Origin of the sequence: Comamonas sp. Z1, from assembly GCF_008121555.1 — a bacterium.
GTDB lineage: Bacteria > Pseudomonadota > Gammaproteobacteria > Burkholderiales > Burkholderiaceae_C > Comamonas > Comamonas thiooxydans.
Genome location: NZ_VOQT01000012.1, coordinates 142,968 through 161,968, shown reverse-complemented (window position 1 = coordinate 161,968; position 19,001 = coordinate 142,968). Strand labels below are relative to the sequence as shown.

At 59.9% G+C, this 19,001-nt stretch carries 24 protein-coding genes and 1 pseudogene; 3 read left to right on the top strand and 22 right to left on the bottom strand.

The window, feature by feature from the left end:
• Positions 1 to 97 precede the first annotated feature (97 nt).
• Both FSY45_RS19700 and FSY45_RS19695 read left to right on the top strand, forming a co-directional pair.
• A pseudogene (locus FSY45_RS19700) lies at positions 98 to 519 on the top strand (GGDEF domain-containing protein).
• Between the two features lie 1,047 nt (positions 520 to 1,566).
• Entirely contained in the window at positions 1,567 to 1,998 is a 432-nt protein-coding gene (locus FSY45_RS19695) for a hypothetical protein (RefSeq protein ID WP_148748255.1), read from the top strand.
• 141 nt (positions 1,999 to 2,139) lie between these two features.
• Here FSY45_RS19695 and FSY45_RS19685 read toward each other — a convergent pair whose 3' ends face one another.
• The 12 genes from FSY45_RS19685 to FSY45_RS28050 form a co-directional block, all read right to left on the bottom strand.
• Positions 2,140 to 2,835: a hypothetical protein gene (locus FSY45_RS19685; RefSeq protein ID WP_148748253.1), complete on the bottom strand. Its 696-nt coding sequence runs from the start codon at positions 2,833 to 2,835 to the stop codon at positions 2,140 to 2,142.
• The gene (locus FSY45_RS19680) at positions 2,811 to 3,086 is read right to left on the bottom strand and encodes a hypothetical protein (RefSeq protein WP_148748252.1); all 276 of its coding nucleotides are present in this window, start codon (positions 3,084 to 3,086) and stop codon (positions 2,811 to 2,813) included. The genes FSY45_RS19685 and FSY45_RS19680 overlap by 25 nt, the downstream gene beginning before the upstream one ends.
• Positions 3,083 to 3,460, bottom strand: a complete 378-nt coding sequence (locus FSY45_RS19675) for a hypothetical protein (RefSeq protein WP_148748251.1) — start codon at positions 3,458 to 3,460, stop codon at positions 3,083 to 3,085. The genes FSY45_RS19680 and FSY45_RS19675 overlap by 4 nt, the downstream gene beginning before the upstream one ends.
• Before the next feature lie 52 nt (positions 3,461 to 3,512).
• A complete protein-coding gene (locus FSY45_RS28060; protein WP_222864868.1) occupies positions 3,513 to 4,418 on the bottom strand; it encodes a Gp49 family protein in 906 nt (301 codons plus the stop codon).
• Between the two features lie 45 nt (positions 4,419 to 4,463).
• Positions 4,464 to 4,859: a hypothetical protein gene (locus FSY45_RS19665; protein ID WP_148748250.1), complete on the bottom strand. Its 396-nt coding sequence runs from the start codon at positions 4,857 to 4,859 to the stop codon at positions 4,464 to 4,466.
• Positions 4,860 to 4,881: 22 nt separating this feature from the next.
• Positions 4,882 to 5,343, bottom strand: coding sequence for a DUF2829 domain-containing protein (locus FSY45_RS28055; protein WP_222864867.1), 462 nt, complete (start codon positions 5,341 to 5,343; stop codon positions 4,882 to 4,884).
• Positions 5,340 to 5,630, bottom strand: a complete 291-nt coding sequence (locus tag FSY45_RS19650) for a DUF1737 domain-containing protein (RefSeq protein ID WP_148748249.1) — start codon at positions 5,628 to 5,630, stop codon at positions 5,340 to 5,342. The genes FSY45_RS28055 and FSY45_RS19650 overlap by 4 nt, the downstream gene beginning before the upstream one ends.
• A 1-nt stretch (position 5,631) precedes the next feature.
• On the bottom strand, positions 5,632 to 6,285 hold the full coding sequence (locus tag FSY45_RS19645) for a lysozyme (RefSeq protein ID WP_148748248.1): 654 nt from the start codon (positions 6,283 to 6,285) through the stop codon (positions 5,632 to 5,634).
• The gene (locus tag FSY45_RS28310; RefSeq protein WP_255443388.1) at positions 6,282 to 6,413 is read right to left on the bottom strand and encodes a hypothetical protein; all 132 of its coding nucleotides are present in this window, start codon (positions 6,411 to 6,413) and stop codon (positions 6,282 to 6,284) included. Before FSY45_RS28310 ends, FSY45_RS19645 begins: the two co-directional genes overlap by 4 nt.
• A 349-nt stretch (positions 6,414 to 6,762) precedes the next feature.
• A complete protein-coding gene (locus FSY45_RS19635; RefSeq protein ID WP_255443387.1) occupies positions 6,763 to 7,320 on the bottom strand; it encodes a hypothetical protein in 558 nt (185 codons plus the stop codon).
• Entirely contained in the window at positions 7,317 to 8,501 is a 1,185-nt protein-coding gene (locus tag FSY45_RS19630; RefSeq protein ID WP_148748246.1) for a hypothetical protein, read from the bottom strand. Before FSY45_RS19630 ends, FSY45_RS19635 begins: the two co-directional genes overlap by 4 nt.
• Positions 8,498 to 8,659 carry a hypothetical protein gene (locus FSY45_RS28050; RefSeq protein WP_222864866.1) on the bottom strand — a complete coding sequence of 54 codons (162 nt, stop codon included), beginning with the start codon at positions 8,657 to 8,659 and terminating at the stop codon, positions 8,498 to 8,500. The genes FSY45_RS19630 and FSY45_RS28050 overlap by 4 nt, the downstream gene beginning before the upstream one ends.
• Before the next feature lie 447 nt (positions 8,660 to 9,106).
• Here FSY45_RS28050 and FSY45_RS28045 point away from each other — a divergent pair, with 447 nt between their 5' ends.
• On the top strand, positions 9,107 to 9,430 hold the full coding sequence (locus tag FSY45_RS28045) for a hypothetical protein (protein ID WP_222864865.1): 324 nt from the start codon (positions 9,107 to 9,109) through the stop codon (positions 9,428 to 9,430).
• Here the strand turns inward: FSY45_RS28045 and FSY45_RS19620 are convergent.
• The 10 genes from FSY45_RS19620 to FSY45_RS19575 form a co-directional block, all read right to left on the bottom strand.
• Positions 9,415 to 9,945, bottom strand: coding sequence for a hypothetical protein (locus tag FSY45_RS19620; protein ID WP_148748244.1), 531 nt, complete (start codon positions 9,943 to 9,945; stop codon positions 9,415 to 9,417). The two genes, FSY45_RS28045 and FSY45_RS19620, sit on opposite strands and share 16 nt — an antisense overlap.
• Positions 9,946 to 9,948: 3 nt before the next feature.
• On the bottom strand, positions 9,949 to 10,533 hold the full coding sequence (locus FSY45_RS19615) for a hypothetical protein (RefSeq protein ID WP_148748243.1): 585 nt from the start codon (positions 10,531 to 10,533) through the stop codon (positions 9,949 to 9,951).
• The gene (locus FSY45_RS19610) at positions 10,526 to 10,888 is read right to left on the bottom strand and encodes a hypothetical protein (RefSeq protein WP_148748242.1); all 363 of its coding nucleotides are present in this window, start codon (positions 10,886 to 10,888) and stop codon (positions 10,526 to 10,528) included. Before FSY45_RS19610 ends, FSY45_RS19615 begins: the two co-directional genes overlap by 8 nt.
• Before the next feature lie 66 nt (positions 10,889 to 10,954).
• Positions 10,955 to 12,757: a hypothetical protein gene (locus tag FSY45_RS19605; RefSeq protein ID WP_148748241.1), complete on the bottom strand. Its 1,803-nt coding sequence runs from the start codon at positions 12,755 to 12,757 to the stop codon at positions 10,955 to 10,957.
• Between the two features lies 1 nt (position 12,758).
• A complete protein-coding gene (locus FSY45_RS19600; RefSeq protein WP_148748240.1) occupies positions 12,759 to 13,199 on the bottom strand; it encodes a hypothetical protein in 441 nt (146 codons plus the stop codon).
• 8 nt (positions 13,200 to 13,207) lie between these two features.
• Complete coding sequence (locus FSY45_RS19595) at positions 13,208 to 15,490, bottom strand: hypothetical protein (RefSeq protein WP_148748239.1); 2,283 nt, start codon at positions 15,488 to 15,490, stop codon at positions 13,208 to 13,210.
• Positions 15,487 to 16,653, bottom strand: coding sequence for a hypothetical protein (locus FSY45_RS19590; RefSeq protein ID WP_148748238.1), 1,167 nt, complete (start codon positions 16,651 to 16,653; stop codon positions 15,487 to 15,489). Before FSY45_RS19590 ends, FSY45_RS19595 begins: the two co-directional genes overlap by 4 nt.
• Positions 16,647 to 17,411 carry a hypothetical protein gene (locus FSY45_RS19585; RefSeq protein ID WP_148748237.1) on the bottom strand — a complete coding sequence of 255 codons (765 nt, stop codon included), beginning with the start codon at positions 17,409 to 17,411 and terminating at the stop codon, positions 16,647 to 16,649. The genes FSY45_RS19590 and FSY45_RS19585 overlap by 7 nt, the downstream gene beginning before the upstream one ends.
• Positions 17,412 to 17,423: 12 nt before the next feature.
• Positions 17,424 to 18,530 carry a hypothetical protein gene (locus FSY45_RS19580; RefSeq protein ID WP_148748236.1) on the bottom strand — a complete coding sequence of 369 codons (1,107 nt, stop codon included), beginning with the start codon at positions 18,528 to 18,530 and terminating at the stop codon, positions 17,424 to 17,426.
• A gap of 9 nt (positions 18,531 to 18,539) precedes the next feature.
• Positions 18,540 to 18,941, bottom strand: coding sequence for a hypothetical protein (locus FSY45_RS19575; protein ID WP_148748235.1), 402 nt, complete (start codon positions 18,939 to 18,941; stop codon positions 18,540 to 18,542).
• Positions 18,942 to 19,001: the final 60 nt, after the last annotated feature.

The following is a 19,001-nucleotide window of genomic DNA, read 5'->3' as shown; positions in this document are numbered from 1 at the left end:
CACTTGCCACAAAAGGCACTGGGGCATGAAGCCCCAGTCCAAGCACTCAAAAAATGGAAGATGAAAGCTCCTGATTTATTCGTCAAGAACGTGCGTAATCATCCGGGACCCGACATCTATCGACATCGACCACTTCAAGAAGGTCAACGACACCTTTGGGCATGATGCAGGTGACATCGTCTTGCGTGACCTGGCAAGCAGATGAAATCTGTCTCACGCACAGATGACTTACCTTGCCGTGTTGGCGGTGAAGAATTCTTAATCGTCTTGCCTCGAACCAGCGAAACGACCGCAGTTCAAGTCGCAGAGCGCTTGCGCAAGCAAGTGGAAGCAGCAGTGTTTGAAGGCGTTGGCCACATCACCATTTCCCTAGGTGTGGCAAGCTGGCCGCACAGCTCTTCCGACATCCCAACGGTTATCAAATACGCCGACGAGATGCTCTACAAGGCCAAGCGTGAAGGAAGAAACCGTGTGGCTGTCTATAGTCAATCAGAGACTGGAGAAATGCAGCCGGCTTAGTGGGAGTGCAGGTCTTTCTTGAACTGCACTCCGCTATGAGATAGCCGGCGCGGTCCAGCTCCCTTAAACAACAATTAGATCTTGTTACCCATCAAGCAGACTTGTAGGCACTGCACCCTGCTGGCGCAGTGGTCAGTCAACTGCCTGCAGCTTCCTTCTTTTCTTCCAAGTCCAGCAAAAATAGCTCGCGTGCCGTGCTTGGAGATGATCTTGAGCCGCAGCAGAGCGTCCAGCTCCTGCACCAGCTTGTGCATGCCCTAGCGCGCCACGGCGCCCAGGCAGGCCTGGCACAACCAGACGATATCGTTGAGCACTGTGGCCGGGCCCGCCACCTGGCGTACTCGATGAAGTCAATGGCACGCAGGTGCCAGGCATCCCGGTGCGCCAGCCTGGCTCTGCAGCCGGGTGATGTCGGCCGTCTTGGACCGCCCCCATGCCACGATGCCTTTTGCATCGCTGACATAATCCTGCAGTATCTGCTTGAGGGTGACGAGACCTTGAACAGGCAGGCCTGTCGCTTGGGCCTCCTCGATTTCTGCTTCACGTCTCCGCAACCATTTCTGGGCAAGAGCACGCCGGGTGAACGCCTTGGACTCGGCAAGAGTCAGCTATCCGCCTTCCTTCAGACGGATCTGAGCTGGAACGATATGACACCCTTGGCACTCTTTCGTTGGGTGATGGTTCCCATCAGTGCTCCATGAAATTCGTGGTGAACCAATGTAGCATTCAGCATCAAAAAACCCGGAAAAACGGGGTAAGACAGGGTTAATTTTCAGTGCACCACAAGGCACTTTTCATAGTATGAGCACCGAACAAACCATTAAAAAACAACTAGATAGCAGCATGTGGCGCATGTCGGTGGCGCCAATGATGGACTGGACAGACTTTCGTCTACCACATTGATTTAGAAGATTTTTTATTGAGCCTATTGCGTATTGCTGCACTCCTGTTGCACTACAAATAGCGCACTTCCCAACTCCCCTGCCGACGACACCGCGACCTGTAGGCCACATCAGCCTCAAGAAGTACATTTGCGGGGCTTCAAGGATGCTGTATAAATACACAGTGTTCTGCGAAATTATCGAACTCCGTCGAGCCGGCGTGCGCCTGGCTCCCAAAGACTGGCCAACGCCCGTCATTGGAGAGCTGCGCATGGTTCACGAAAGCGGGAGCAACAACAACCTGCGGCGTTCGCTCCGGCGCGTCACCCTGTATGTCCATAAGGGCACGCGAATCACCCCAGAAAATTATTTAGTCGATCCTGTTGTGATCGATGTGCTGGGCGATGCGCTACTCTGGCGCGGCTATGAGACGAAGCTGACCGAGCACGGTCTGGCCGAGTATGAGCAGCTATGGCTAGTGCGTCAGAGGTCAAGGATGGATGGCCCCGCCCTACCCGCATTCAACGCACAAGCCTTTGTTCAGCAGTTGCCGTACATCCATGAGCCGCCAAAGCCCACACCTTATTCAAGAGGCTGACTGGCACCCAACACTGCTGAGAACCCCAGGCCGCTGGGGATTTCCCATTGAACGGATTCTGCCCGGTCGCCCCCAGGACTACATCGTCACAGAACCACTCCCAAAGTGGAAAGTGGTTCTGGCCCCTTGTGGGGGCGTCGTTTACATGGGGTCTGGAGCAGTCAGCGTGATTCGCTCGCCGGCTCCATTCTGATCAGCCGCCACGGTCACTGCCTGTGCCCATTCGAGAATTCGCTCACGCCAGGCGGGGCTGACGCTCTTCAGCAATACCGGCAGACCAGTCAGTGTCACAATCTTCAAACACTGCTTTCGCCCTTCGACACGATCAAACCAATCCACGTCGCGTTCCATTTCGGGAATGCACTGCCAAGACGTGAATCTGTCAGTCTTGCGGCCGAGCAGGATGCTGATGTCCTTGACCACAAACCACACCTCGCCATACCGATTGAGCATGCGAATGCCGGGAGTTCTTACAACACTGGCTTGCGCAGGTGATTTGAACTTTGTACCATCGGCACGGAATTTAGATTTCCACATCTCTTTTTCAAATGAACCGCTCGGCAGCTTGCACCCTGCTGAGCGTTTCGCCCCTCCCAGTGACCTGAACAGCGTCACCGCGCGTTGTTCGCGCCTCTTATTTCCCGAGACTTTTCGCATTCCTTTTTGAACCTTCCGTTGTTGAGGTTCATACAGGATCTCATAAATCGCATTTGACGCAAGTCCCCTTGCGCCAAACAATTTCAGATAGAAAGTAGCGAATCCAAATCGCTGCTGCCCGGGCTGATATACGGCGCTGAATAACTGCCGGTTAATTACTTGCCGACTGGTTTCCTGCAATTCTGCAAAGCGGTCAGCAGCTTGATTTCATAACCTTCACGCCGATGTATTTCCGCTTGAGCGGCCTTCACGAATATGGGTAGCGGAGTACTTGGCTGCAGCGATTCTGTCGGCATGGCCGGGCGGTCTGGCACAGGCTCTTTGCATTCGACCGGGACAGCCACCTTGACCTCCTGCAGCACAATCTTAGGCGGGGTACTCTGGCAGCCGGCCAAGATAATGGCCGCCACAGCCAATACTGCTTTGCTCATGGCTTTGTCCTTTGGCGAAGCCAGTCGTCAACCAGAAGCTGCGCACTGGCACACGCATCGCCTGGCACCGGATCTGGCTTGGCCAAGATGGCGTCGGCTTGTTTCTCCTGCCCAGCAGCCACCAAACGCGCCTGCTCGCGCGCCCCCGCGGCTTCAAGCTCGCGCTTGTCTGCCAGCTCGCGCAGATCTTCGGTGGCATCACTGCAGGCCGACGCCAAGGACTGAGCCCCTGCCAGATCTTCGCTGGAACGAGTAATCTCGGCCCGGGCACTCGTCAAAGCATCGCGCAGCTCAAGATAGGTTCTCGCCTGCCAGATGTTCCCCAATATGCTCAGCAGTATGGCGAGCACCAAAGCTGGGATCAGCTTTCCCATGCCAGCCTCCACCAGAACCATGGGTCACACATCATGTAGAACACAATGGGGCTCACGATGGCAGTACCTGCAGCGACTTGGCTAGGGCGTAGCCTTCATGCTCCCAGAGCTTGTCGCGTGCCTTGCCTTCTGCCTGCTCACGCGCATATTTCATGCCCAGGGCGGCATTGAAATTCTCCGGGCTCACGCATGCGCTGTGGCCGGTTGCCAGATAGAAGCGACCCAAGAAGGCATGTGCAAGGGTGCTGGTGGTACCAGCCGGCTGCTCGTAGAGCCACGTTATTTTCGCCATCAGCCCTTGGATCTGCTCGGCAGTCACGCGCGGTGCAGTCAGGCCAGCAGCAACAATCTCCGCTTCGGCCCGTTGGTCGGCCTGCACTCCTACAGAGGCCAAATGAGGCTCCATATCCCCCACAGTCACCCGTCCGGCCGCAGCGGCAATGGACAGGCCGGCCTTGTAGCGTTCGACGGCCAAGCGATAGCAATTGCTGCACCCGTCATTTGGGCCGCATGTACAAGCCACTGTGGGCGTCTGAGTCCCACTGCCCAGAATATTGTCTGCCACTTCCCGGATATACGTGCCCAAGTCGGGGGCCTTCATGTTGTTGATTAAGCTGTTGCTGATCAAGCCAGGGGCCAGCGAATGCACAAGCGATTGAATTAGATCCTCACGTTGGCTACGCTCGCGGTATGGCTGCGTGGCATTGACAGAGCCCAGCGTGCCTCCCGTTGCGCCGCCCGTTTTGGGCTCCAGCTGCTCAAGCAACGCTCGAAACACCAGATCAATCCTGGCAGTCAATGCGAACACCGCAAGGGCCATGCAGCAGAAGATGAAGCCAGTCAGCGCAATTCCGCTGGGGTTGGTGTTCACCTTGAAAGCGCAGAACAGCAGGACCGCCAGAATCGCGGCGGCGATGCATAGGAGCATCTTGGGGGATGTGTTGAAAGACAGGTTCACAGGGATCTCCAATATCCGGCAGCCGGCCGGTGCGGGCCGGGAGGCTTAGGAAGCGGTGCGGGCGAAGCCTGCGGAAGCGCTCAGAGCGTCAGCGCTTGGCTGGATTGCGGGTAGCTCGGCCTTTGCCGCCTGGCCCTGCTGGTACGGCATCCATTCCACATAGCGGCCAGCGATCTTTCCATCGACATCCTTGCGCGGCTCGTCGCCGGCCTGCAGCAGATCCACGGACAGCACGGGAAACTGCTTGCCCATCACGTCGGTGACAAGCACGTTGACCATGCGATCGCCCCAGACGGCGATGATGGTTGCATCCAGCGGCTGGCCCTGGGCAGGCTCATCCTGGGTTGCCGAACAGGCCATGGCTCCTAGGCCAATCAAGTCATCCTTGCACGGGCGATACCAGACCTTACGGCCAACGGTAGGTTTGATGATGTTGCTCATTGGGTTTCCTTGGTGGCGGGAATCAGAAGGCCGCGATGCGCTCGGCCAGGATGGTGGACAGCTCCTGCATCACATCGAGCTGGCGTTTCATGCGACTGCGCTCGGAAACCGGCAGATCGAGGAAAGCCGGATTGCGCTCAATGAACTCGTCCAGCTTGGTGATACGAATGTCCGTATCCTGCTTTTCATCCAGAACGCACTGCTGGTGCGGCGGTACCGCGCAACCAACCACCCCCCAGTCATCTGCCAGGCAATCATTCACACTGGGAACCCAGGTGCTAACAGTCTCGTTCGCGTTCTTGATCGCAAAGTAGGCGTTGTAGGGCACCATGGCACCTTCGCCAAAGTGCTCCCTCGCTGCACCGGTTTGCGCCTGGTAGCTGGCTGCTGGCACCAGATAGACGAACAAGCCCTTGCCATTCCAACCCGTGCGCTGCAAGCTCTTGCCGAGTTCCAGCGCCTTGAGTGCGTCACCGAACCTCATGCTTGGTCAACAACGTCTTGAACGGCCGACTCCAGCGCGACCAGCACTTGGGGGGCGGATTCTGCAGTCACGCCTGCCAGTTGCTCCTGGGCTTCGGCCGCGGCGGCGGAAAGGGTCTGCGGCTCGGGCTCTGCGATCGGCAAGACCATGGCCTGCATCAGGTCGCGGCCGTTCACCAGCGGAGCGCCTAGAGGCTGCAGGCCTGCGATCAGGGCTTCGCGCACCTTGCCTTGCAGCTCGTTGGCGTCACCGCCGCGCACGATGCGATAGTCAGCAATCTTTTTCATGTCATTTCCCTAGGTTGGTTGGTTGGAGGGGCACGCGCCAAAGGCGGCAAATCTCATCGTTGGCCTCGCCGCGCAGCTTCAAGCCGGGCAGCACCGTCTGCACACCATTGACCGTGCCCTTGCTCCAGCGCGGGTTCTCTCGGCAAGATCCTTCAAGATCCCCGGCATTCGCCTTGCGCAGCAGCGTGCTGGTGCTCAGATTGGTTTCACCCTTGTTGTGGATGAAGTCGATGAACGTGGCCCGGGCGAAGTCGTCATAGCTGGCCCAGTGCACGAACACGCGCATAGCGGTGCGCTCGGCGGCCAGGTACCGGCCTTTCTCCAGTCGGTAGCACTCGGCCGGGCTGTACCACCTACCCGCAATCACACCTGCTCCGGTGATCCCGTTGCACACGGTCAGGGGCTGCCCCTTGCCCAGCTTGTCGATGTAGGGAGTACCGATATGGCGATTGCTGGATTCGTAGTACGACCCCATCACCATGGCAATGCGAACGGCGTCAGACACACCAGGGTCAGCAGCTACCGCTTGGATGTACTGGTTCTTTTGGGCTTCGGCCGAAGCGGCTTGATCTACGTAGTAGGTGCCACTGCCCATACCAATGAGCAGCATCAGCGCGCCGAGACTGTTACGCAACGCGGATGGGATCTTGCTCATTGCACACCCCCAACAGCCGATTTGGCTCTCTCGCGCAGTTCTTGACGGGCCTGCTCGTGCTTGTAGTCGCGGCGCCACTTCCAGACCAGGTAGGCCGCCTGCAGACCCACAAAGGCGATCGAAGCCATAACCAGCCAGTCACTCAAAGGGAGGCCCGCAAGGCGAAAACCACCTGCAGTAACCGCCCCTGGCGTGGCCTGAAAGGCCGCTGTGGCTAAATCCTGCTTTTGCTCGGCACTCAAGTGCTGATGGATGCCCAGCAGCGCTAGGACTGATGCGAGTGCTCTTTTCATGCCCGCATCGTCGCGGCGAGAGCGGCAATTCCTAAACCCTATACAGGGTCAACTGAGGCCGCTAAGGAGCGATGCGCACAATATTGCTGGTGAGTTCTCATCAATGCCAGCATTGATGCGAGAGGTTTTTCATGCCCCGGAGTTTTCCGGGGGGCTGGCTCAGCGGTCGAACCCTAGAGGGGTGTCAAAGCTCCAGCGCCGCCGCCGCGATGAATAGCTCATCCACCTGGGCACTGCTCAAGCCCAGTTGCTTGGCAGCCCATTCCACCGTGGGGTTGGTGCGCCGCCAGTTGAGCACTTCGAGAAGAGCTGCATCCAACAAGACAGAGTTCTCGCCATCGGGAATGGCCGTGCGCATGCTCATCAGCTCCTCCCAGAGGTTGGCTCCGTTCTGGCCCTGGGTTCGCATCAGCACCAGCTTGGCTTGCCAGCGCGCTACTTCGGACGGCACGCGTGGGGCTGCCTGCTCTCCAATGCCCGCAAACACCCGTGCGGGAGTCGAAGGCGGTGCTATTTCAAACGCCTGCAACTGCGCAATGCTGTCGCTCAGGTTGATGTGAAACCCAGGTGTGGGCTCCATTTCAGGTATGTCGTCCTCCAGCATCACGCCGGTTGGCTGGTAGACGATACCAACAACATCGACCGCAATCTTGTCGATATAGGAAGGCCATTCGCCCTCTTGCATGAAATCAGCAAAGGCAGAACGCGCATCAAACTCTGAATCAAAGCGAAGAAACTTCATGCTGTGAGCCTTTGAAGTTGTGTATCGGAAAGCCGGACAGGGTAATAAGCAATTCTTTTAATGTGCCCATTCTGATAGTAAGGACCGTAAGAGCCAATATCAAGACGATTTACGCCAACTGGCATATCTCCTGACATATTTGCAGTTACCACACCGTTATCCGCAAAACCAAAGTTAGCCCTGGCGTAGGCTGCTGCAACTTTGACAAAAGTCTTAGCAACGTAATCATTGCCGAACAGCTCAGCAGTAGGAGAACCATTTTTAGTAACAGTGAATCCAGTAAGGCCTGTCGGTCTTGGAATCTTTACCACCATCTGCATATCGGTGCCATCTGTAAATGTAAGAGTGTGTCTTGCACCAGAAGGACGAGCTGTATAACACGATGCTTCAACCAAAAAAGTCCCACGATCTGACCTATACCAACTGCTGAAATCAGAGTCACGCATTACTGCGTAGTCTGCTGCACGAGTGGCTTCAGAAGTGGTTGTTGGAATATAGCTTGTAGGAAAGTTTCCAACTTCTAACTGACAGCCCCACAGATCTATTTCAGTACCTGGGTTAAAGTCAGTGCAAAAGTATGTACTAGCTGTATACGCTGAAACGTTAGTAAATGTTAGAGAGAACCTCTTCCACTCCGAGGAAATACCTGAACCCTCAAATGGCAAAATAATGCGCTCTAAGTCTCCAGTATTTCCGTTAGCGTCGTAATCAATGGTAATAATCCCCCCGCCAGTAGGAACGTTCCCTGATCGAATCCTTGCGTAACAACTTACTGCATATGTTGTATTTGCAGCTCTTTGGTGAGATTGACCAATATAGGCATTGCCTACAGCAGCGGGCGTGTAGGTCGTCGCGGTATTTGTACCATCTGGGGCAAGAGCGTTACCTACACGAGTCAGGTTCACACCTTTATTCCAAGGTGCTTTAGCAGAGTCTCCTGTGCTTTGGAGAATCAGGTTTGTCCTAGACTCTTCAATGAGAAGCCCGAGACATGCCCCTGTCGCCGGGTCGAAATCAATACGCGGAATTCCTTTCCCTACGGTGCGCAACACACCATCTGGACCAAAGCAGGTGGCCGTGCTGGCACGCGTAAACTGTATTCGCGGATCGACCCTGCGGCTGTTGGCAAAATCCAGCAGCAGACTGGGGCGAATATCTGGAAGTCCGGCGATGACACTCATGTCCAAAGCTCCTGACGGCTGCGAATCACGCCATCGCTGCCCCTGTATTTCAAAGTTGTTTCGGTATTACTGACCCGTTCGCGCCACACCGCATTCAGCTGCTGATCAGGGCTGTGCTGATAAACCATGGTCGTGCCGACCTCATCCATAAAAGCCATGGCGCCGAGGTGCGCGCCAGCGGGCAACTGATTTGGGGCACTGCCGACCTGTCCGGTGTCAAAAGTCCCGGTGTCGCCCTTTGCGCCCTGGGGGCCAGTTGCGCCTGTATCCCCTTTTGGGCCTTGGATGCCCTGCACACCTTGGGCACCGGTATCACCCTTGTCTCCCTTCGGCCCCTGAGAACCCGTGGCCCCGGTATCCCCTTTTGGGCCTTGGGGACCAGCCGCACCGGTTGCCCCTGCCGCTCCTGCTGGCCCGGCTGGCCCTTCCGGCCCGGTGGCACCTGTGGCTCCAGTGGGGCCAACTGGCCCTGTCGCCCCCTGGGGGCCCTGTGGCCCGACCTCAGAGACAGTCCGCACCGTGTTGTCGAACCCGTGGAACTTGATAGTGGTCTGGGTGTCGCTGATGTACTCCCGCCACCAATGCCCGGGGCTGGATGCCGGCGTATGCCTCAGAACCATGGTGGCCCCGACTTGATCGACAAAGGCCAGCGCGCCCAGATGCGTCACGGCCGGGATCTGGTTCGGCGCCGCGCCTATATGGTCTACAGTCAGCGCCAGAGAGGCCTGGGCCTGCAGCTTGCCAATGGCCTGCAGCACCGTATCGGTGGCAGCGACAGCCGACTTGTCACTGGTGACCAGCTCTGTGAGCACCACCGCGATGGCATTGGCCAGCACCGCCGAATCCAGTTGATCACCGGCGGGGAGCTGACGGGTGCGCCCGCTCACTCGGGCCAATGGTCGGCGGTTTACCATTACAGCGTGATGTAGCCCAGGTCGTCTGTCACCAGCTCGGTGGCGCTCTTGGCAACGCCCAGCTCCTGGCAGAGTTTGCCTACATTGGCCGTATCCGTGGAGTCGAGCGCTGCTGAAATCACACCGCCCGCAGTGCCCAGCCAGTAGCGCGCGCCAGGGGTCAGCCCCGTGAGCGCAGTATTGGTGGTGTCCAGCGGGTAGACCGTGGCCGCGGCAGCATTGGCAACGGCATCCTTCAGATAGCCGTCCGCCGGCCGACCATTGCTATTGTCGGCCAAGCGCACATTCATGGCGCCTGCATTGCTATAAAAATTGACGAACTTACCCGCGCCAATGGCCTCACTGGCTGGTGCAATGATGGTGTTGGCACCGATACCCACGGGCATCAGGCTCATATCCAGCTTGCCGGTCGAGTCGGTCGCAACCAGCTTGCCAGCATCCGCCGCGCCGGCAGAAACGGCCAGGCCAAACAGTTGCTTGGTCTTGCCCGACACGCGGGCCAAAAATCCTTGGGTGGGCTGTGTAGCCATGGCTTACTCCAGTTCTATGGGGTCTTGAATATTGAGAAGCAGTCGGGTCGAGGTGATGGCCGTGCCGATCAGAACGTCATAACCACCCAGCGGCGGCTCCTGTGTCAGCTGCCCCTGCCTACCCAGAAATACGCGCTTGCCAGGCTGGAGCTGCCAGGCCGCGTCATCGATGGAACCCATGCGCTGCACGTTGACGGGCTGACCGGCCACGGCCGCGCTCACCGTCACGCCGAGCAACGCCAGCACATCGCTTTCCACATCAGGATCAGCCGGCCAGACAGCGCCGAACAGGTCTTCGTAGACCACGAGAAGCGCACTTGTATCCATGCCTGCCATGCGCTGCAGCACTTGACCGCCTGCTGGGCCAGGAACACCGGGAGGCCCAGGCGGCCCCTGCTGGCACTCGGTCAGCAGCACCAACTCCTGCACCGTCTCCAGCAGGGTGTTGTCCTCAAGCACCTCAAGCACCTCGAGCTGCTCGACTGGTACCTCCACAATGTCGTCGCTGCCTTTGGGCTCCAGCAGCACAAGGGTCTGCACCTGTTCCAGCAGCAAGTGCTCTTGGGGGATTTCCAGCAGATCAGTCACGAGTCACCTCCGGCGAAACCACCACTGAGCCGGCTATGCGCCGCACCACCGTGCCATCTGGGAATTCGATTTCCAAGTCATAGACGCAAGAAGTCCAGCCAATCGAGGCCGTATCCGTAGCACTGATCAGAATGCGGATCTCGCCTGTCGGGCCACCCAGCTTGATGCGCCCGTTCTCCGTGGTCAGCTCCAGTAGCACCGCTTCACTCTCCACGGCTTCACGAAACTGAGAGCGAGCCTTGCAGCCGGTCAGATCCACGGGCACAGCATTGGCCTTAGTGCCCGTCTTCCAAGTAATGGTCTTGTCGAACGTGGCCCCTTGGTCGATTTCAAGTTTGTATTTGTGGGCAGACATGGGCGGCAGTGTGTTGCCGCCCCGCCGAACTGTCGAACCCTACACGGGGGCCGGCCGCTTCACCAATCAGACGCTCTGGCTGACAGAACCGCTGATTGCAGCAGAAGTGCTGACCATGCTCCAGGCGCTGGCCACGCGCTGCGATGCCGTCGCGAGGCCAATCTTCGCCGCCTCCAGGCGCGCATTGTTCGTCTGGATCGCCACATCGGTGTTGATCTTGGCCGTCTGCAGGCTGATGTTGGAGCCGGCCTCGTACTGCTTGATCTCCGCTTCCCAGCGGCGCGCATAGCTTGCAGCCTTGGCCTCAATGGCGTTGGCACCGACCCGGTAGCCGTCCACCAGAATGGCCGACTGTTTGGCCGCCGCGTCCATCTTGGCCACCTCGGCGGACAGCTTGGCCTTCCAGCCGCTCCACTCCAGCTCCTTGGCCGCAATCTTGGCCTGGGCCTGGGCTATTGCCACGCGGGCGCGCTCGGCCTGGGCGCCGGTATACGCGCCATAGGCCTGCACCTGGGACTTGTAGGCATCCTGCTTGGTGGCCTCGGCCTGGGCGCGGGCCTTGTAGAGCTCCACCTTGGAAGTCTCGGCGTTGATGGTCGCCACAAAGGCGCGAATCTGCTCGCCACCGGCTTGAATGCGGGTCTGCTCCAGCCCCACCAGCGTCTGCGCCGCCTGCACGCGGGCCTTGTAGATCTCCACGGACGCCATGCTTCCATCAATCTCTGCCTTGTAGCGCGCCACCAGCGACTGGTTGATGTCGGCCTTGGTCTGCTCTGCCTGGAGCAGCGCCTTGTAGACCTCGACCTTATTCATTTCCGCCTTGATGACGGTTTCGTAGGCCATGGCATAAGTGCGGTAGCCGTCCAGCAGTGCCTTGAAGCGCTCCAGCGCTGCATTGTGCGCGGCAATGCTGTGATCGGCCGCCGTCTTGGCCGCATCAAAGGACAGGCGATCCAGCTGCAAGGCCTGATCCATCAACTGCCCCTCCAGTGCCAGCCCCTGGGTGATCGCATCCTTGACGTTCGATTGCTCCAGCTCGGCCTGCTTGATCGCAATGTCACGGGCCAGGCCCGAGAGCTTGTCGTGGTACTCGCGGCGGGCATAGGCCAGCTGACCGGCCAGCACCCCGGACGGCAGCGGGAACCCCAGCGCCTCGGCGCCGCGCATCACCTCGCGCTCTCGCGCCAGCGCAATCTGGGTTTCGCGGTCGCGCGATCGATCCCAGATGGCCTGCTCCACCACGGGATTCAGGCCCGTGCCGCCCTGAATGCGCGCAGCCAGGATGGCCTTGAGGTTGCCCATCAGCTCCGAGGCATAGCCAGGCGCGCGCTTGAATTCAAAGGGCGCGGGCTCCAGCAGCTGCAGCTCTGGCACATCGTCCAGCCTGTCCAGCCAGTCCTCGTGCAGATTCACCCCGCCAAAGCTGTGCGTGGTCAGCGAGAGGAATTCGGGCGCATCAGGCAAGCTCACATCCGGCGCATCGGGGATGGCCACCTCCCGCATCTGGGGCAAGGCCGGCGCCTGACCAATCACCAGATCAGGCGCCACGCCAAAGTCCATGGCCGGCGGCTGCAGGTCGAAGCCGACCACCTCCACATCCGGCAGACTGCCAAGATCCAGCGCGGCAGGCATATCACCGGGCGTGGTGAAGCCCACCTGCGGCAGCTCGGGCAAGTCTGGCAGATCCGGCAAGTTGGGCGCGGCAATCGTGCCCCAGCGCACACTGATCGTTGGCGGCGTGTAGATGCTTGCATTGAGCGCATCCTGCATGGACTTGGTTTCGCTCAAGGCCTGGTTCGCCAGGTCGATGGAGCGCTCATACTTGTCCTGAACAATCTCGGCCGGGCCGTTGAAGTCAAACTCTGCCATCTCAAACTCTCCGTGTCTTGGATTTCACGCTCAGCACTTCCACGCGATCGAGCGTGAAGGCCTGCCCAGCGGGGGTACTCAGGCCGAAGCCCAGATAGTTTTCTCGGATGCCCTTGCCCACCGGGCAGCGCGTCTGGCCGCTGTCGCGCAGTGGAAACGGATAGGACCATGCCTGCCCGCCCGGGCCGAAGACCGTGAACTCAGCTTCGCCCTGCCCCTGCATGGACAGATAGACCATGGCAATCTGCTGCTTGAGCGTGTTCTCGCGCAGCGTGACGGGCAGGCGCAGCGAGGACTGAATCGGCAAGCCGGCATCCGTGTCCCCGCCAAAGGCATACAGACCCGAGGCGCTGCCGCCATGGTTTGGCGTGATGCTCTGGAAGTCGTGGCGCGTGTATTCGGACACAGCGCCGGTGAGGGTGTTGACGGTAATTGCAGTCATGGGGACTCTCAGAACGGGTAAAACAATGGAGCATTGCGGGCGGCTTGCGGCCACGGCAAGACGGACTCAGCCTCTCTGACCCCGGCCACTGGATCCACCAGGAAGCGCCGGATTTGCTGGTCTGGAAAATTGCCGACCGAGATCTCCAGCAGCATTCCTTGTGTTTGCGGGCACTTCGCACAGACAGCCGAGGCAAACAAGTTGTTGATGGACAAAGGCGCCACAACGCTGTCCACATTGGTCGCAATAAAGTCGGACAGGGCGGCATAGTTCACATCCCAGCTACCGATGGGCTCCGTGTCCCCCAACAGGTTCTCAGAGGGGCGCAGGCTTTCACCCCGCTCGGTAATATTGGTGCCCAGGTTGGCATAGCCGGCATAGCCAGCGCCGCTGGGTTCCATGGGGAAAGTCGTTTCCACGCCCCGGTACCAAATATGCATCCGTGCATGAAGAACGGGGATGGCGGTCGAGGGCGACTCCGTACTCGTCTGCTGCGAATAAGCCGAAGAAGATTGGTGACTCAGCTCGGCCGAGTGCACGTAGTACACCAGCAGCCCATCCGCAAGACGCTGCAGCAGCACCCGGCGACCCACGACCCGCGAGGTGTACTGCACCTGCGCGCTGCCATTGCGCACCCTTTCGACGGGTATCAGGTCTTCAAAGAACGTCCCGCTCTTGACCCCTTCCACATAGCTTTCGCTGATGACGAGCTCGGGGCCGTGGCTGTATTTGCGCAGACTCTTGGCGTGGTACTTGAACTTCGCCTCAAAGCTGCCGGAGCTGACATTGACGCTGGGCATGCCCATGACGAGCTCCACTCCGACCTTGGGCGGGTGCTCTTGCTGAGTGAGGGCCACGACGCTGGACGATGTGGGCCGGCTGTAGTCCACCTCGTAAACGAGGCTGACGTTATCGTCCTGGGTCATCAGCTCACCGCTGTCGGTGATACCGACCAAGTGCCTGGTTGTACGCTCGCTGGACTTGCGCAGCTGGTAGCTGTTCGTAGTGGAGTGCGTGGCCGACACCTGGTACACGTTATTGGCCCCACCGTTGTCCTCGATCAGGCTGACACTGCTGATCAGGTGCGGATGCGGCCAGTATTGCTGCACCACATGAAAGCCGGCATGAAAGGCCGCCTGCACCACGTTGTTGACGACCCGAGAAATCGTGGGCGTGAACACGCTGGGCGTGACGGGGAGCAGCACATCCGCAGCGGGCTCATACCCTGCGCTGCCGGCCCTGAATGCCTTGACGATCTGCTCCGTCTCCTCATACTCGGCCGGCCGCGCATTGTTGGGCGTGAGCTGCAAGTACAGATTGACGCTATCCCCCCGCGAATAGCTGACGTAGGGCCACATATCCCACTTGATCTCGAAATAGTCCGGTGCATAGACAAGCGGGCCCACGATGGTGGAGCGCCGTCCCGCATACCTCTCAACCACCACAGCAAGGTATTTGCCGTTGGGCGAAACGACATGGAACTGACGCTCATCCGGGTTCGGCAGCGGAAACAGATCCACCAGGTCGATAAACCCGGGCGTATCGACCGACAGATCCTGGCTCTCAGCCGCCACTTCCTGCTTGATAACCGTGGTTTGCGCGTTGGCGCCAAAAGGCGCTGGACTCAAGTCACTCACGCCCTTCTTGAGCACCGACTGCCTCATTGCCCTGGCGCTCGACACCGATGTGTTCACAAAGATTGCGGCGCCACCGGGAGAGACATGCATCAGCTCGCCCGGATAGTTGCCCGTGCTCAGCGGCGTGAAAACGTTCAAGTAGCCATAGCGGCCCAGCCCCTGCGTGGCATAGGAATAGCCCCAGCCCCCAGGCGCAGCGATAGCCCGGTCCGTCATCCCCTGCAGGGCAAAAATATCTGACTTCTCGGGCGCGCTGTACTCCTGCGCAATATTGCGAAACCCCCATTTGGCCGAAGGCCGGCCATCCACCAGTTCGTTGACCAGCAGCCAGATCTCACCCGACTGCATCTGGGAGAACAGAATCCCGCTATCCACCTTGACGCGGCGGCTGCTCTGCGCCGGCCAGATCTGCATGATGTGCTGCCCGGCCACCGAGACAATGCGGTAAGCCGTGCCGTCCGCCAGCTTGCCCAGCTGCGTGGGGTTGGGCGCCTGGGACAGACGGGCATGGCTCACATAGCGCGCAAAGACCTGCTGCGCCATCGCCCGCTGCTCGGTGCTGGCCTGTCCGCCCTCCACGCGCAGCGCCGGCGGCGCGGCCGCCGCCACGGGTCGGCCCAGCACATCGAAGGCAAACGGGTTCCACAAATTCATTGGTGCACCGCCAGATACTGAGGAATACCATTCACCTCACGGAAGGTAGCGCACACCTCCTTGACCGCGGTGCGGTAGCGATCAGCGGTCAGGCTGGCAGTCTGTCCACCGGCAAAGCCGGCCACCACCTCGCCGCCTGCAATGCACAGCATGGCCTGGCCGCCGCCCGTGCCATCGCCCAGCTTGATGCGGTGCCCTGACGCCGACACGCCGGAGCCCAGCACCACCGGGCCGCGCTTGGTGGGCACATAGGCCAGTTGCTCCCATTCCGTACCCGCCAGAAACACCAGATCCTGCTCGGTACCCACATACACCCCATCCTCCACCGGCTGGATGGCCGTGATCGGCGCGGGCAAGGGCTTGAAGTCGCGCCAGTCCGACAGATGCGGCGACATGGGGCGCGAAGCCCACAGCACATTGCCCTGCGCCACCAGCACCCGCCCGCGCCAGAAGGCTGTGACCGTTCCCACCGGGAAGGGCTCGGCCCCCAGCGTTCGGCAGGGCAATACAAGCGCCGTGTTGTCGCCCGTGAATTCAAAGCTTGAGCCCAAGGCCGTGCCTGCAAGATAGGCGCCCTCCCCGTCCTTGCCGCTCAGATAGACATTGACCGCATGGCCCTCCAGCTCGGGCAGCGCGTCCAGACGCAGGCCGCCCTGAGCCAGCATCAACGGCTCGGAGCTGATGGCAGGGCCTTCCAGCCGGTCCGCCAGGCGCACAAAACTCAGGGTGTAGCGGTACTGGCCAGGGTGCAACGCACCGAAGCACTGATCGGGCAGGCCCAGCGAATCGGGCACGGCCACGCTGCGCTCCACGCCTGCGCGTCCGTCCGTCACGCCATGAATCAGCCCATTGCTATAGGTAGTGCGGCCATCAGGCAGATCGCAGTACCAGACCCGGTCAGAGCCCAGCGCCGGGTGAATCACATGGTGTGCACCATCGGGATGAATCGCCGTCAGGGCGCTGCCACAGGTCGCCAGCATGAAGCTGTGGGCCTGATGCAGGTTCTTGTGGCACTGCTCGGAAGCCACGGTCAGCCCCGCGCGGCGCGTGACCTCCCCTGTCAGGCCGATGTCCACATCCTGCGCCAGCAGCAGATCGCCGCTGCCCATGCGGTGCTCGGGCAGCACATTGTTGATGCCAGTAAAGCCTTTATAGGTCAGCATGCCGTTCCTCTATCCAATGTGGGGCGCCCGAACCGAACCGGGCACAGTGTTCTGGCGCGCATCGCCATGCCGCCCAGCGCCGGGCTGCCAAAGTTCACCGGCTGCAGGCTCTCGGGAGTGAATGACAGACCAGCGAGCTGCACGCGCGGGCTGCCAAAGTGCCCGACCTGCAGCCCCGCCACGCCAAAGCCCAGCTGCAGCGAAGGCTCGCCAAAGCGCGCGGGCCGCAGCGAATCCACATGCGCAAAAGTGACCAGTGCTGGCGCGCCAAAGCCCGCTGGCTGCAGACTCTGTACACGCAGGCCCATGGAAAGCCGGGGCTGGCCGAAGCGCGCTGGCGTCAGGCTGGGAGCGGGGCCGACTTGAAGAACCGCCTGCAGCGATGGGCGGCCGAAAGTCACCGGGCGCAGGCTCTGGGCCTGCAGTGTCACCTCGCCAGGGGGCATGCCGAAGCGCGCTTCGGGCGTACCAAAGCGCGCCGGCACCAGGCTCTCGGGGCGCATCTCCTGGCCATTGAGCCGCGGTGTGCCGAACTGCACAGGCTGCAGGCTCTGCGCACTCAGAATCAGCACCAGCCCGGGGCTCCCCCAGCTGGTTGGGATCAGGCTGTCCGGCGTGAATTCCCGATCAAGGCCGCCGCCCTGATCCAGGCTTGGAGTCCCGAAGCGCACCGGCTGCAGACTTTGCACGCGCATGCCGCTGTCGCCAGCAGCAGCTGCGCCGTTGATAGGCTCCTGATTGATGACTGGGTATGCCATGCGCTTTACCCATCAGCCCTGTGGCGGCCCGTATTCCGCTGGCCAGCCGGCAGCCGTGTTGGTGCAGACAAAAAGCCCTTTCCAGTAAAAGCGCCCTCTGAACGATCCACCAGTGGCGGCAGCATCCAGCGAGAAGATCAGTCCCTTGACACCCTGCCGGATGTTGGTCGCCAACACAATGCGCTGATGGCTGCCATCGATGCCCGTCAAGGCGGCAGCATTCACCAGGTTGGTCTTGCTGATAACGGCACCAGCTGCATTCAGCGCCCCCACCGAAACCGTGGGCACGCTGGCGGCGGAGTGCGCTTCGCAGATAAACCCGATTTCGCTCGGATAGAGCCACACATCCGGGTCATCCATCCCGGACAAAAAACCGATCCTGAAAATGCCGCCATCTGCATCCACCGCCACCTCAGTCCAATTGCCTTGGCCGAGTGCAGGCTTGGGCTCACCCAGCAACGTGGAGCGGCCCGCTGCAAACAGCTGATGGGGGGCTTCTGGGTTTCTGACGATGGCGCCGGGGTAGTAAACCTGATTGCTGTCGTAGTCGGGAGCCACACCCAACTCGACCGCCACAGAGTCACCCACCCCCTCTACGGAGGATGAAAAGAACTTTTGAGCGGCATCGTCACCGCCAGATTGCGCCAATGCCGGCACTCCGCCTATTCCCCATGAATTGGGGATGAGCTCAAAGCCCTTTTTGCCCTGCAGGCTGTAGTTCAGCGCCTTGAAGTTCTCACTGAACCCGATTGATGTGGCGAATGTCCGAGCGCTGGACGCGATATTGGCGCGCGCACCGTCGAGCAAACCAGCAGTCACCCGGCAGTCCACTTTGGAGCCGGCATCCCAATTGAAAGCAGTCGTCCCCTCCTGCCCGCGCATGACTTGCACGGTATTGTCCACCTCGTTCATTGTCAGAATGAACGCGATTTCCACCGCCTCCCGCTGATTGGGATTGGAGATCGTTACTCGCGCATACGAAAGGACGTTGAATCGGCCTTGCATCCCGAGAAAGCCCGACGCCTCCAGACCCGTGGTTGACTGGAGGGTCGTGGACGCAGCCAGGACACTTTGCGCCAGCACAAAGCCGGCATTGTTGAAATAGGTCTCGCGGAGCATGACTGCTCCTTACACCAGCGAGAGGATCTTGGCTGGGCCATCGGACCACGGAATGGACACCTCGCCACCATTCGTGCTGAACGGGAAGCCCGTGACCGCATCGTAGTAAGCCAGCAAAGGAGAAGTGGCCGCGCTGCCCGTGTCCTTAAAAAGCGCAATGGCCTTGACCGTGCTGCCGGCAGCCACCGCCCCGAAGGAAATGTCGTCGGCATCAAAGACGCCGCCTGTCACAACCTTGTTCTGCAGCTCCACAGCCGCACCCACGACCGCGCCCAGGTCGGAGAGGAATTCGTGGGTGTCGCTGTAGACATAGGCCGCAGGCACCAGCACGGCCTTGATGGTGTCGGCGCTGAAATTGATGGCGCCGCTAAGCAGCTTCTGCGCGCCCTTGGGGTAGAACTTGTTGGCCATGGCAAATCTCCTGAAGTTGCAGGAAATGTGCAAGATGAACGCGATTTCTCTTAACACTAT